Annotated in this window: 16 protein-coding genes; 10 read left to right on the top strand and 6 right to left on the bottom strand. The window is 59.3% G+C overall.

Annotation, left to right across the window (positions count from 1 at the left end; all coding sequences use genetic code 11):
* Nucleotide 1: 1 nt before the first annotated feature.
* The 5 genes from NT137_04595 to NT137_04575 all read right to left on the bottom strand — a co-directional run bounded on the left by NT137_04595 (nt 2) and on the right by NT137_04575 (nt 3,603).
* On the bottom strand, nt 2–307 hold the full coding sequence (locus tag NT137_04595; protein ID MCX6652617.1) for a hypothetical protein: 306 nt from the start codon (nt 305–307) through the stop codon (nt 2–4).
* Nucleotides 308–325: 18 nt separating this feature from the next.
* Entirely contained in the window at nt 326–559 is a 234-nt protein-coding gene (locus NT137_04590; GenBank protein MCX6652616.1) for an Lrp/AsnC ligand binding domain-containing protein, read from the bottom strand.
* A 104-nt stretch (nt 560–663) separates the two neighbouring features.
* Nucleotides 664–1,575: a carbohydrate kinase family protein gene (locus NT137_04585; GenBank protein ID MCX6652615.1), complete on the bottom strand. Its 912-nt coding sequence runs from the start codon at nt 1,573–1,575 to the stop codon at nt 664–666.
* Nucleotides 1,575–2,816 (bottom strand): adenosylhomocysteinase, encoded by a 1,242-nt coding sequence (locus NT137_04580; GenBank protein MCX6652614.1) that lies wholly within the window; start codon nt 2,814–2,816, stop codon nt 1,575–1,577. The genes NT137_04585 and NT137_04580 overlap by 1 nt, the downstream gene beginning before the upstream one ends.
* Nucleotides 2,817–2,847: 31 nt before the next feature.
* Complete coding sequence (locus NT137_04575; protein MCX6652613.1) at nt 2,848–3,603, bottom strand: 4-phosphopantoate--beta-alanine ligase; 756 nt, start codon at nt 3,601–3,603, stop codon at nt 2,848–2,850.
* A gap of 247 nt (nt 3,604–3,850) precedes the next feature.
* On the opposite strand from NT137_04575, the gene NT137_04570 reads away from it, so the two are divergent.
* The 3 genes from NT137_04570 (at nt 3,851) to NT137_04560 (ending at nt 6,062) form a co-directional block, all read left to right on the top strand.
* A complete protein-coding gene (locus NT137_04570; protein MCX6652612.1) occupies nt 3,851–4,114 on the top strand; it encodes a Gar1/Naf1 family protein in 264 nt (87 codons plus the stop codon).
* Entirely contained in the window at nt 4,083–5,018 is a 936-nt protein-coding gene (locus NT137_04565) for a transcription initiation factor IIB (GenBank protein MCX6652611.1), read from the top strand. The genes NT137_04570 and NT137_04565 overlap by 32 nt, the downstream gene beginning before the upstream one ends.
* A gap of 216 nt (nt 5,019–5,234) precedes the next feature.
* A complete protein-coding gene (locus NT137_04560; protein MCX6652610.1) occupies nt 5,235–6,062 on the top strand; it encodes a zinc ribbon domain-containing protein in 828 nt (275 codons plus the stop codon).
* An 11-nt stretch (nt 6,063–6,073) separates the two neighbouring features.
* Here the strand turns inward: NT137_04560 and endA are convergent, their stop codons facing one another.
* A complete protein-coding gene (gene endA, locus NT137_04555) occupies nt 6,074–7,126 on the bottom strand; it encodes a tRNA-intron lyase (protein ID MCX6652609.1) in 1,053 nt (350 codons plus the stop codon).
* Between the two features lie 137 nt (nt 7,127–7,263).
* Here endA and NT137_04550 point away from each other — a divergent pair, with 137 nt between their 5' ends.
* From NT137_04550 to NT137_04520, 7 genes are all read left to right on the top strand, one after another.
* Complete coding sequence (locus tag NT137_04550; protein ID MCX6652608.1) at nt 7,264–7,914, top strand: helix-turn-helix domain-containing protein; 651 nt, start codon at nt 7,264–7,266, stop codon at nt 7,912–7,914.
* 1 nt (nt 7,915) lies between these two features.
* The gene (locus tag NT137_04545) at nt 7,916–8,215 is read left to right on the top strand and encodes a hypothetical protein (protein MCX6652607.1); all 300 of its coding nucleotides are present in this window, start codon (nt 7,916–7,918) and stop codon (nt 8,213–8,215) included.
* A 94-nt stretch (nt 8,216–8,309) separates the two neighbouring features.
* Complete coding sequence (locus NT137_04540) at nt 8,310–8,819, top strand: Hsp20/alpha crystallin family protein (protein ID MCX6652606.1); 510 nt, start codon at nt 8,310–8,312, stop codon at nt 8,817–8,819.
* 67 nt (nt 8,820–8,886) lie between these two features.
* Nucleotides 8,887–11,070: a CDC48 family AAA ATPase gene (locus tag NT137_04535; GenBank protein ID MCX6652605.1), complete on the top strand. Its 2,184-nt coding sequence runs from the start codon at nt 8,887–8,889 to the stop codon at nt 11,068–11,070.
* A 4-nt stretch (nt 11,071–11,074) separates the two neighbouring features.
* Nucleotides 11,075–11,602, top strand: a complete 528-nt coding sequence (locus tag NT137_04530) for an Hsp20/alpha crystallin family protein (protein MCX6652604.1) — start codon at nt 11,075–11,077, stop codon at nt 11,600–11,602.
* A gap of 105 nt (nt 11,603–11,707) precedes the next feature.
* Complete coding sequence (locus tag NT137_04525) at nt 11,708–12,667, top strand: transcriptional regulator (GenBank protein ID MCX6652603.1); 960 nt, start codon at nt 11,708–11,710, stop codon at nt 12,665–12,667.
* Complete coding sequence (locus tag NT137_04520; GenBank protein ID MCX6652602.1) at nt 12,654–13,301, top strand: hypothetical protein; 648 nt, start codon at nt 12,654–12,656, stop codon at nt 13,299–13,301. Before NT137_04525 ends, NT137_04520 begins: the two co-directional genes overlap by 14 nt.
* Nucleotides 13,302–13,346: the final 45 nt, after the last annotated feature.

The following is a 13,346-nucleotide window of genomic DNA, read 5'->3' as shown; positions in this document are numbered from 1 at the left end:
ATCAGCTCTTCATGATCGCCAATAGGAACACGCCTACCGCAATCAACGCGCCCACGAGCGCAGCGATGATGTTGATGAACGCGGTCCAGATCACACTGCTCAGGCTGGCTGAGAGCTTGACGTAGCCCGGTCCGCCGTACATGGTCATCCATATCCACAGGATGCCGACCACCAGGCCGACAACCAGCAACGCTACACCGATCATCCGGCTCTTGCCGCTGCCAAAATAGGCAGTGAAGACGCCCGCCAATATCATGAACAGGCCGAACGTCAGCAAAAGCACCGTCAGGAAATCCATCAGTTCCATCTTTGTTCACCTTCTATCTCAGAACTTAATTCCAGTAAGGGTCTTCGTGTCGATGACACCGGGGATCGATCGGATCTTGTCCACGACCACCTGCCCGAGGAGGTTGAAGTCGTCTGCCTCGATCTTGGCGATCAAGTCGTACTCCCCGAACAGGGGATGAAGCTCAACGACCTCCTTCACCTTCAGGAGTTCGTTGTACACCTCATGCTCCTTGGCTGGCGCCGTGCTTATCAGGACGAACCCCACCGCCATGCGGTTCACCTGTTCACGGGTTACGGCTTTTTCTCAAATAAAGCTTTCTGTGTTGGCTCCATCGAATGCCTGTCTGGCGTTCTTGTCCTGATTCGAAGAGGGACTTAGAGTAGTCCCCGTGCCCGCTCTTCGATCGATGACCAAGTCGGAATGTTCGTCAGCGAGCCTCTAGATTCGATGATGAAGGACGCCGTGACCGCCCCCACCACCGCGCTCTTCCTCAGGTCGAAGCCTCTGAACCGTCCGGCGTAGAAGCCAGCGCGGAAAGCGTCCCCCGCACCAGTGGTGTCCACCACCTGCTTGGGAGCGACTGCCGGCACTTCCACCATCCCTTCCCTGGTGCAGATGCGGCTGCCCCTCGAGCCCAGGGTGTTCACCACCACCTCGACGTGCTCCAGCAACTGCTCGACCTTATCCATTCCAAGATATCGCAAGGCGGTCCGCAGCTCGTTCTCGTTGCAGAAGAACATCTTGGCCCGGGAGATCGCCTTTCGGAATCGCTCTGCGTCCCAGACGTGGTGGATCTCCTGCGCCGGGTCGAAGCATATCTTCCTGCCCGCACGCGTGCAGTCATCCATTACCCTAAGGTAGTAGTCGGGTCGCCCGGTCATGATGTGCACCCATTCCGATTCCAGGGCCGCTTCCGTGCGCGGAGGGAATCGCTCCATGACCCCCATGGGCCCCTGGTAGACGTAGGCTATCTGGTTATGCTCTTGGTCGGAGACTATCCACACCGTGGGCGTCTCCTGCTCCTCCACTTCCACCAGGTCGCGAAGGTCTAAGCCCTTCTGCTCCATCAGCCTCCGGAACCCCGAAGGCAGGTCCTTGCCCACGAAGGAACAAAGGGCAGTGGGCACTCCCAGGCTGGAGGCGATGATGGCCACGTTCGCTCCCGTTCCTCCGTAGTAGAAGCGCTTCTCCTCCACGTCCACGGAGGTGTTCCGCTCCGGGAATTGCTTCAGGCTGAGGATGTAGTCGAGGTTGGTGTGCCCGTAGACGCATAGGAACGTCTTCATCACGTTCCCTCTTGCCAAGCGGCCAGGTAGTGCTTCTGCCCTTTGCTGAGCGAGTCGATCTTGACGCCCATGCTCTCTAGCTTCAGCTTCGCCACCGTCTGGTCCAGCTCCGCCGGCACGTTGTACACTCCGGGCTTGAGCTCCTGATGATGCTTCACCAGGTACTCTAGGGAGAGGGCCTGAATGGAGAAGCTCATGTCCATGATTTCCACCGGATGCCCCTGACCGGCGGCCAGGTTCATCAGTCGACCCTCGCCGATGAGGTAGGCCTTACGCTTTCCTGGCAAGGGATACTCGTCCACGAACTCCCTCACCTTCCTCGGTTTGCCACCGTACTCCTCCAGCTCCTTCTTGGATATCTCGTTGTCGAAGTGACCGGAGTTGCCCAGGACGCAACCGTCCTTGAGCACCTTGAGATGCTCACGGGTGACGATGTCCTTGCAGCCCGTGGCCGAGATGATGATGTCCGCCACCTTGGCTGCCTCCAGCATTGGCATGACCTGGAAGCCGTCCATCTTGGCCTCTATCGCTCGTATGGGGTCCACCTCGGTGACGATGATGTTCGCGCCCAGACCTTTGGCGCGCATGGCTATCCCCCGGCCGCACCAACCGTAACCGGCCACGACCAGAACCTTGCCGGCGACGAGCAGGTTAGTGGCGTTCATGAAGCCGTCGAAGGTGCTCTGCCCCGTCCCGTAGCGGTTGTCGAACAGGTACTTCATCTGGGCGTCGTTCACCGAGATCACAGGGAACTCCAGCTTGCCCGCCTGGGCCATGGAGCGCAGGCGGATGATGCCGGTCGTGGTCTCTTCGTTCGCTCCCTTCACCTTCTTCAGCTGCGCCCGGCGCTCCGTGTGCAGCATGGTTATGAGGTCGGCGCCATCGTCGATGACGAACTCCGGATCCAGGTCGAGGACCGAGTTCAGGTTGCTATAGTACTCCTCCGTGGACTCCCATTTCTTGGCATAGGTCTCTATGCCATGCTCCTCTCTCAGGGCCAGGGAAACGGAGTCGTCCGTGGACAACGGATTGCAGCTGGCCAGGCGCACCTTCGCCCCGGCCTGTGCCAAGGTCACTGCCAACATGCCGGTCTTGGCCTCCACGTGCAAGGCCATGCCCACCCGCACACCTTCCAAAGATCTTTCCTTGACCAGCCTCTGGCGGATGGCGGCGAGCACTTTCATGTGCGTGCTGGCCCACTCCAGCCTGCGCACTCCCTTGACCAGAAGATCATCGCTCATCTTATCGCCCCTGAATCCACAGAGGGGCAGTTTAGCCTTTGCCTTCAGACCCAATGGCGCGGAGCCGGGCGCATATCATGTCCAGAGAGGCTTTCCGGTTCTGAGAGTTGTCGAATCCTGCCAGGATCAATCCGCGCTCCCTCTCGCGGCTCAGCTTCGGCACCATGGCCAACATGTTCGGGATGGCCCTGGTGACCTCGTCCACGATGGTGATGGTCGCAGCCCTGGCCGATCGAGAAAGGGGGTTCAGGTCGACGACGATGACCTTCTTCCCTGCCTTGACCAGAGCTTCCGCCCGGTCCCCGTCCTCCAGGGGAACGAGCACTACGTCCGCGGAGAAAATGCCCTCCTTGGAGCACTTGGCCCGGTTGGAGGTTATGCCTGAAAGCAGGGCGTCAGGATTCCGACCCAGAACGTGCTGCGCTCCCGCCGCTTCCATGAAGGTACAGACGAGATCGACCCTCTCCTCAGTTCGGTGGAAGAGATTGACCTCGATCTTGGCTCCAGTTGCCTTGGAGAGCAGAACGATATCCTTGGCGCTCAAGGCCGCGGTGTTACCGTTGACGGAGATGACCGGTCTTCCGGCCTCGAGGAGACAGGCCGTGGCAGCTCGTTCCGCGGCTAGGGCTGGAGGGGTCGTCACCTCTCCCAGCAGGTAGTCGAAGGCCTCTCCCCTTCCATGTGCGATGAGGCCGGTTTGCGAGACGATCCCTTCTCTCACCCTCTCTGACATCATCTCACGAATGACGAGCGACTTGTACCGAGGGTGGTCCTTCGAAACCTGCACGAAGAAGAGTAGCGTCATGGCGGTGATAAACAATTGCGGCCTACGGACCCCTACGCGGGAAGGCCCAGTTCATCGTTGGCGTCGCAGCCATCCGCAGGAACAGTATTCGCTGTCCTTGTTCAGCTGAACGTGCAAATCCTTTTTATGGCGATGGCAAAAAGGCTATATAGTTATGCAAAATGCTTAAATACAATTAACGGCATTGGGCCAAAAAGCGCCGGGAACCGACGAGGAGCGACGAACCGCAATGAAGTTTCTGGGTGAGGTCCAAGAGGTGACCCACGAAGGCAAGCTCATCGTCAAAGGCGTTTTCGCTCCCCACGCCAGGGACGGGGTTTTCGACGGCCGCAAGCGCCCCATCGGCCTGGTGGTCAGGGTCTTCGGACCAGTCCGAGAGCCCTACGTCTCGGTACAGGTTTCCAGCGAGCAGAGTCTTTTGTCGGCAGTAGGCAAACAGGTCTATGTTGAGGAGGGAGAACATGGCAAAGGCGGTAAAAGAAGGGACCGATGAGATCGAGCGCTGCCCGGAGTGCAACAGCGCGCACCTAGTCCGCGACTACGAACGAGGAGAGCTTATCTGCGAGGAGTGCGGCCTGGTCATTGACGACCAGTTCATCGATCAGGGACCGGAATGGAGAGCGTTCGATGTGGAACAGGGCGAGAAGCGCGCTCGCACCGGCGCACCCATGACCTACACCATCCATGACAAGGGCCTCTCCACGGAGATATCGTGGAAGAACAAGGACTCCTACGGGAAGAGCATTCCCACCCGGAATCGTGCCCAGCTGTACCGTCTCAGGAAATGGCAGCGACGCATCCGGGTGTCGAACGCCACGGAGCGGAACCTGGCCTTCGCCTTGAGCGAACTGGACCGCATGGCCTCCGCCATGGGTCTGCCCCGCAATGTGCGCGAGACAGCGGCCATGATATACCGCAAGGCAGTGAACAAGAACCTGATCCGCGGGCGAAGCATAGAGGGCGTGGTGGCCGCTTCCCTATACGCGGCGTGCAGGCAGTGCAACGTCCCCCGGACGCTGGACGAGGTTGCCAATTCCTCCCGCGTGGGCAGGAAAGAGATCGGACGAACCTACAGGTTCATGACCCGGGAACTCAAGCTCAAGCTCATGCCCACCCGACCGCAGGACTACGTGCAGCGCTTCTGCTCCGAGCTGAAGCTGAGCGGTGAGGTGCAGGGGAAGACGGCCGAGATCCTCAAGGACGCAGCGAAGAAGGAGCTGACGTCCGGACGAGGTCCGACCGGCGTCGCCGCGGCGGCGATATACATCTCCTCCATCCTATGCAACGAGCGCCGGACCCAACGAGAGGTGGCTGACGTCGCAGGCGTCACGGAGGTCACCATCCGTAACCGCTACAAGGAGCTCACGGAGAAACTGGGCATAGAGATCCAGCTTTGAGAACCGTTCGGCGGGGTCCGTCTTTCTAGGGCTCCGCACATAACCTGTTTATGAATGAGAGCTAATCCAGCGGAAGGTGTTCCTTTGGTAGACAAGAAGAAACTTTTCAAGCCGGTGGGTATCCTCTTGATCGCTGCCGGCCTGGTAACCATCGTTGCCTCGATCGAGGTTTTTTTGCTCAAGTCCAACTAGGCCTTTGGGACACTGCCTGGCGTCTTGCTGCTCTTGCTGTTGTCCATCGTAGGCGGGTTCGAGATGAGCACCGCCCGTGCCATCTACCGCAGCGAGATGGGCAGCTGGAGGGGCTCTCTCAACCTAGTGATCCTTAGCCTCCTCGGCAGGGCATTCCTCATCTACGTCAATTACAAGGTATACCTCGATCCCAAGGGCAAGGATGATTTCGTCTTCGCTCTGCTTATTCTGAACTTGGTCTTCTTGGTGGTGGAAGGAATCACCGTCCTGTTGTTGTACCACTTCAAAGACGTATTCATGCCCACTGAGCAGGAGCGGCAAGTGGCAATGAGGAAGTTGAGCGGGCCATTGGTCAAGACCGTATCCGAGTGCCCGAACTGCCACGAGATCATCGAGAAGGAGTGGGTGCTCTGCCCACAATGTGGTACCCACTTACCTCGCCACTGCGCCAACTGTGGTCACGAGCTCAAGACCAAGGGCGAGAAATGCCCCAGCTGCGGTGCTTCGGTGGAGCATTCGGAGGCGGTGCAGAAATCCATCCAGTCCTTGAAGATCATTGCCGATCAGGACTCCAGACCCGAGGCGCGCTCGGTCCGCTTCGCTCGGTTGGCCGATGCCTACCTCAAGGCCGGGGAGATTGACCTGGCATTGGAGACCTATAGAAAGGCCATTCATTACACCAAGTTCAGAAGGAAGCAGAGCAATTTCATGGTCAAGATGGCGATGGTGCTCCACAACGACGGCCGGAACGACGAAGCGCTCCAGGTGCTTGAGGGCGCTCTTGAACTGGACCCCCAGGACACCGCTGGCGCATTGGAGATCAAGAACCAGATCCTGGCGCAGAAGAGCTGATCCACGTCGGCCTATGGACGCATGCGCCGGAGACGGACGTACTCCACGCTCTTGGCCGACACGGCGGCGAATAGTATGTCCTTCTTCACCCCGTGGGCCAGCCTAACCGCGCGCGATATCTCTGGCCAGCCGGTCTCGTAGTCCGCCGGTATGGCATGCACCAAGTACCGGGAATGATGGTTGCTTGGATCGCCGTCGTACACCCGGAAGTGGGTGCCGTACTTGAACCCGGTCTTGACCACCAGGTCCTTCTCCCGCATGTCATCATAGGCCCTCATCCTGAGCTCGAAATCTGACTGGATGCTCGTGGCCTTCTTCTTGAAGGCGGCCACCCCCATCTTCCTTCCCGTGCCCGGAAGGCGGATGAATAGCCTGCCAAGCCGCATGAGGTGCGCCGTCTCGATGAGGGAGAGCTGGAGCGTCCGCCCGATGGGCTTTCCATAGAACCCCTGGGTGTATAGCGACTGTCCGATGTCGTCCATCACCAGCACCCGGTCCTCCAGGAGAAAGCCCTCCACCTCGCCCTCGTCGACCTTAGCGGTCTTGGGAGCGTGCGGAGCGCCGGCCGCGGCCTGGTAATAGGTGATGTCCCCCTCCTCGTCCACCACCGCCAGCAGGAGCTCCTTCCTGGTCCGATCGGAGGTCTGGCTCAGCTTCATCATATCGCGGATGTGGAACGGCGCTCGTTCGGACACCGCGTTCACCCAGTACTTCGTCTGCGTGGTCGAGGGCGTTCCTCCTCGAGGGAAGACGCGAAAGTCGAAATCCCCTGCATCGGACTTGACCACATATCCCCGTTGCCTTAGGTCGCGATACACGATGTAGCGGATCCCGAAATCGGGCGATGCTCGAGCCGCCTTTCGGATGAGCTCGAGGTGCGACACCACGTTCCCATCTTCTGAGACGACCAGACGATCGCATTCCTGGAGAAAGATGGCCTCCAGCAGATCGAGCTCGATCCCGCCTCCCGACTGGGGATAGCCGTAGAAGCCTTTGTTGTATATCTGGCTGGCTTCCGCTTGATCCTTTACGAGGACGGAGTCGCCGATCAGGTCGCCGGGCATGATGGCTCGTAACAGAATGCCCTTGATAATACTATTCGCTGCCGCTCTTGCTCGGCGATCGCGGGGGAGGAAACGAAAACCCCTTATACAACAAGCTGCACTAAGTATACAACCCGAGGTTAACAACGGTGTTCTGAATGACGAACCTGTCTGATCTGGACATGCTCCTGTCGGTGATAGAGAACCCCACTAGGAGAAGGATCTTGGAAGCCTTGGTGAGAGAGCCGCACTATCCTCTGCAATTGTCACGGGAGCTGGGCATGAGCCAACAGGCCATCATGAAGCATCTGAAGATGTTGGAAGATCGCAATCTGGTACGCTCTTTCCCAGAGGAGAGCGACCAAGGAGGACCGGCCAGGAAGAGCTATGTCCCCACCACCAAGTTCACCATCATCGTGGACTTCGGCCCGGGCCTTTTCAATGCCGAGCTGGTGAAGCTCGCCATGAGCGACCTTGAGAGCGAGGAAGAAGTGCAGGACGAGGGGTCGGAGAACGAGTTCGTGGAGATCGGGGTGAAGATCAACCGCCTCCGGGAGACCGTGGCGGGCGTGGCCAACGAGCTGGAGGAGCTCCATGTCCACCGGGCCCGTCTCATCACGACCAAAGAGCGCGTTCTGGAGGAGGCCGGCAGACTGGTGGAGAGCCAGATCGATGATTACCAGGTCCGACGCATCATCTACGAGTACATTCAGAGACCGGAGCTGTCTACGGAGCAGATAGCGGTGGACCTGGACCTTAGGGATGATCTGGTACAGCAGACTATTCGGAAGTTGAGGAGCGTGGGTTAGAATGGCGAAGAAGGAAGATCTGTGTGACGAAGAGTGCGCCAGAGAGATGGCGAAGATGCTTGAGGACGTCGGAAAAGAGCTGGAGAAGGTGGCGGAGCGTGTGGACCGCGTGAGCCAGAAGATATACGCCAAGATGCCAGATCAGGCCAAGGATGCGGAGAAGCGCCTGCGCAACATCGCCAACGCCGTGGTGACGGACATGAAGCAGGACGTGCCCAAAATCCAGAAGGACCTGGGGCGGATGGGCAAGCGGCTGGAGAAGTACCTGGACGATGTCTATGCGGCCATGGGTAAGCCCTAGATAAACGATATATAGAAGTTCAAACATAAGTGATGTTATCCATATGTTATCAACATACGGTTGATATCTTGAAGCCAGAAAGGAGGCACGGACAATGGTAGAAGAGAGCGAACGGCGAAGGGGAGAACTGGTGCCCCACCGCTATTGGGGACCGATGTGGTTCGGAAGGCCCTGGGGGCCTGGAAGCATGATACGCGAGATGGAGAGGATGATGGGAGAGATGACCAAGGACATCGACTACCCAGAATGGCGCCCGATCGCGGCGGCTATGAGCCGCTATCCCGCAGTGGACATCATGGACCAAGGGGATAAGTACCTGGTGAAGGCGGACCTTCCTGGCCTGACGAAGGAGGATGTGGATGTGATGATCGGCGAGGGCGTCCTCGAGATCTCGGCTAAGAAGGAAGAGAGCCTTGAAGAGACGGGGAAGGAGGGCTACATTCGAAGGGAGCGAGGCTACATCACCTACCACCGGCGCCTGGTGCTCCCGGATGACGTCGATGACGAAAGCATCGAGGCGAAGCTGGAGGAGGGCGTGCTCACGGTCCAGGTGAGCAAGAAACCCTCCGAGGCAGAGAAAAAGAAGAAGGTCGAGGTCAAGTAGGCCCAGACCCGCTTTGATCGAAATCGACGAACAGACGAACGAATAACAGGGATGAGAGAAGATTAGCATGGACTCGTCAGAGAAGGTGCTCAAGGTAGTGGAGGCGAAGCCGAAGGATGCCGGTCGAGGCATCGCCAGGGTAGACCCGGCGATCATGGATATCCTTGGGCTCACGCCAGGGGATGTCGTTCAGATCGAAGGCAAGAAGCGCACGGTGGCCATCGTCTGGCCCGGCTATCCCGAGGATGCGAACCGAGGCCTGATCCGCATCGACGGCACCATCAGAAGGAACGCGGAAACGGGCATAGATGAGAAAGTGGCCATCCGCAAGGTCGTGGTGAAAGAAGCGCAGAAGATCAGCTTCGCGCCCACCGAGCAGTTGCGCATCATGGGCGGCGAGGAGTACCTGAGCCAATCACTCGAAGGCAGGGTCGTCACCAGGGGCGACATCATCGAGATCAACGTCATGGGCCGGCGCATCGACCTGGTGGTCATCTCGTACACCCCCACGGTCGACGCCGTGCTGGTGCACCGCACCACTAAGGTCAAGATCAGCGACAAGCCGGTGAAGGAGGGCGCCTCACACATCCCCAGAGTCACCTACGAAGACATCGGAGGCCTGGGTGACGAGGTCAAGAGGGTAAGAGAGATGATCGAGCTCCCCCTCAAGCACCCGGAGCTCTTCGAGCGTCTGGGCGTAGAAGCGCCCAAAGGGGTGCTGCTCCATGGGCCGCCCGGCACGGGAAAAACCCTCCTGGCCAAGGCGGTGGCCGGAGAAACGAGCGCCAACTTCGTCTCCATAGGCGGACCGGAGATCATGAGCAAGTTCTATGGCGAGTCGGAGGAGCGACTGAGGGAGATCTTCAAACAGGCGGAGGAGAACGCTCCGACCATCATCTTCATAGACGAGATAGATTCCATCGCGCCCAAGCGGGACGAGGTCACTGGCGAAACGGAGAGAAGAGTGGTGGCGCAGCTCCTGGCCTTGATGGATGGATTGGAGGCGCGAGGAAAGGTGGTGGTCATCGGGGCCACCAACCGACCCAACGCCCTAGACCCGGCCATAAGAAGACCGGGCCGCTTCGACCGGGAGATCGAGATTAATATCCCCAATCGCGATGGCCGGCTGGAGATCCTGCAGATCCACACCCGGGGCATGCCCCTGTCCGAGGAGGTGGACCAGGATAGGTTGGCCGATCTAACGCATGGGTATGCTGGCGCGGACCTCTCCGCCCTGTGCAAGGAGGCGGCCATGCATTCCCTGCGCCGCATCCTGCCGGACCTGGACCTGGAAGCGGAGTCGATCCCCGTGGAGGTTCTGAACCGGATCACCGTCACCCGAGACGACTTCTTCGCCGCCCTGAGAGAGCTGCAACCCTCCGCCCTGCGCGAGGTGCTCATCGAGAGGCCTAACCTGCACTGGGAGGACATCGGTGGACTGGAGGATGCCAAGCGCGAGCTGCGCGAGGCGGTGGAATGGCCCCTGCGCTATGGTCCGGTATTCGAGTACATGAACGCCACCCCGCCCAAGGGCATCCTGCTCTACGGTCCACCAGGCACGGGCAAGACCATGCTGGCCAAGGCCGTGGCCGCGGAGAGCGAGGCCAATTTCATCAACGTCAAAGGACCGGAGTTCCTGTCCAAATGGGTGGGCGAGAGCGAGAAGGCCGTCCGCGAGACCTTCCGCAAGGCCAGGCAGGCGTCGCCTTGCATCGTCTTCATGGACGAGATCGATTCCATAGCTCCCACTCGAGGCGGAGATGGCGATTCGCATGTGACGGAGAGGGTGATCTCTCAGCTGCTGATGGAGATGGATGGCCTGGAGTCGCTCCACAACGTGGTGGTGATCGCGGCCACCAACCGTCCGGACATGCTGGATCCCGCCTTGCTCAGGCCGGGCCGCTTCGACCGCCTGGTGAAGATAGGCGCACCGGACCTGGAGGCGAGGAAGCAGATACTGAAGGTGCACGCCAAGAACAAGCCCCTGGCGCCTGACGTGGACCTGGATGACCTCGCCCGGCGCACGAATGGATACACTGGTGCGGACCTGGCAGCCATGGTCAACGAGGCCACCATGCTGGCTATCCGCAGACTAGTATCCAAGAACAAGGAGCTCAAGCCGGAGGCTTTAAAGAAGGAGAAGATCGGCATGCAGAGCTTCAACGAAGCCCTGGCCAAGGTGAAGCCCGTGGCCCGCACGGATCTGAGCAAGTACGAGAAGATCGTCAAGGACTTCGAATACGTGAGGTGATCGGATGGCTGAGGAAGAGCGGAGAAAGCGGAACGAGTGGGACGACTTCTTCGGAGAGTTCGACGGCGACTTCGAGGATATGCGCGGTCGGCTGGACCAGATACTGGAGGGGTTCATGCGAGGTGAGCTAGACGCAGAGCAGAGCCCCCTCGTCTATGGGTTCTCCATGCGCGTGGGGAATGATGGCGCCCCGGTCATCCAGGAGTTCGGCAACGCCCTAGGATCTAGAAAGGAAGGTGAGGGCAAGGAACTATTGCGCGAACCGCTCACGGACATCATCGAGTCGGAGGACAAGGTGCGGGTCATCGTGGAGCTGCCCGGGGTGGAGAAGAAGGAGATCAAGGTGAATGCCAGCGACCGTGCCCTGGACATCGGGGTGGAGAACCCGGACAAGCCGTTCAGCAAGCACCTGGACCTTCCTTGCGACATCCGGCGGGACAGCGCCAAGGCCAACTACAAGAACGGCGTGCTCGAGGTCGTCCTGACCCGCGTGGCGCCAAAGAAAAGGAGCAAAGCGATCAAGGTGGAGTGAAGTTACAAGGGGAGCGTAACCCCCCTCTTCGATTTTCACTGGCCCCCACCCAAGCGAAACCGCTCACGGTAACGATTATATAGAAGCACAACCTGCTAAAGGAATGTGCCCAGGGAAGAGCTGATCGCCGGGGTGAGAGAGACCCTTGCACGTGCGGGCTTCTACGTGTCCAAGCCTCTCAACATGCGCAGCATCAGCTTTGACGTGGTCGCCCGGCGCGACAAGACGCTGCTAGTGATCAAGATCCTTTCCAATGTGGACGCCTTCTCCAAAGAGAACGCGGAGGAGATGAAGACCTTGGCCGAGGCCCTGCAGGCCTCTCCGCTCATGGTGGGGGAGCGCTCCGGCTCTGGCATCATCGAGGACGGCATCGTCTATTCCCGGTTCGCCGTTCCTATCGTCTGCCTTCAGACGTTGGGGGATTACCTGCTGGAGGGCGTACCCCCCTTCATCTTCGCCGCTCCTGGCGGCCTCTACGTGAAGTTGGACAGCCTGGCCTTGCGCCAGATAAGAGATGAGAGGGGGATCAGCCTGGGCAATCTGGCCGAGGCGGCCGGGGTTTCCAGGCGCACTATCCAGATGTATGAGACGGGCATGGGCGCCATGATCGGGGTCGCCGTTCGTCTGGAGGACTACTTGAAGCAGCCGCTGGTGGTGCCGGTGGACCTCTTCGAGCACAGGACCGGAGAGGCAAAACCGGCCCCGGACCTCGGCAACATGGACGCGTTCACCAAGCAGATCTTCGAGCGGCTGATGCAGATGGGCTTCTCCGTCCTGCCGACCACCAAATGCCCGTTCGAGGCGCTGACCAAGGACCGCGAAGTGCTCATTCTTACCGGCGTAGGATTCAGGGAGAACAGGCTATTGGAGAAGGCGAAAGTGGTCTCGGACATCAGCAAGATCACCGAGCACCGCTCGGTCATTTTCATAGAAAAGGTCAAGTCAAGGGCGAGCATCGAGAGCACCGCTCTGATCGGCAGGGACGAGCTGAAGAAGCTTGATGCGGCAGACAAGCTTTTCCACCTGGTCGAGCAGAGAAGTAGTGAATCCAATGCCAAGCGTTGAAGTGAACGGCTCAACGATCCATGTCTTAGGGGTCGTGAAGGGCCTGGTCGCAGAATCCAAGAAGGTGGAGGAAGCCATTTCCACGCTCGGCCCGGAAGCGGTCGGGCTGAGCGTCTCCAAGGAGGAGCTGGCCGCCCTCAAGGTGAAAGAGGACTACTCCAAATACGAGATGTCCACGTTGGAGGAGGTGTACTCCATCTACGTGGAGAGCTTTGGTCCGATAGCGTTGCCCACGCCCGCGTACGTTAGGGCGATGGAGCTTTGCGAGGAGAGGGCCATTCCCATTCTTCCCTTGGATATGAATGACGAGGAATATACCGAAGCCTACTGCGAGAGAATAGGGGCTATGGAGATAGCGCGGGAGTCCTTCTTCACCCGCAGCATCGCCCGGAAGAAATTCGACATCTCCTCGCCGGAGGCGTTCGCCTTGGACTGGGACCGACGGATCAACAAGGCCAAGGGGTTCAGGGAGCTAGAGGTCGACCGGGAGAGGCACATGGCATCGGCGCTGGAAGCCATGACCTCGAAGTACAAGGTGATCCTGGCCGTGGTGGAATATGAGAAGGAGGAAGGCGTGCTTGAGACGTTGCGGTCGGCAGCCGCGCGCACCGGCCGAGCGGGAACGCGTTCCTAGGGTAGATCATCAAGCACTTTACCGTGCATATTATTTATAGCCAGT

This window comes from Methanomassiliicoccales archaeon (genome assembly GCA_026394375.1).
Taxonomy (GTDB): Archaea; Thermoplasmatota; Thermoplasmata; order Methanomassiliicoccales; family UBA472; genus JAJRAL01.
Note: the sequence above shows the minus strand (reverse complement) of the source record. Positions and strands in the feature narration are given on the sequence as shown.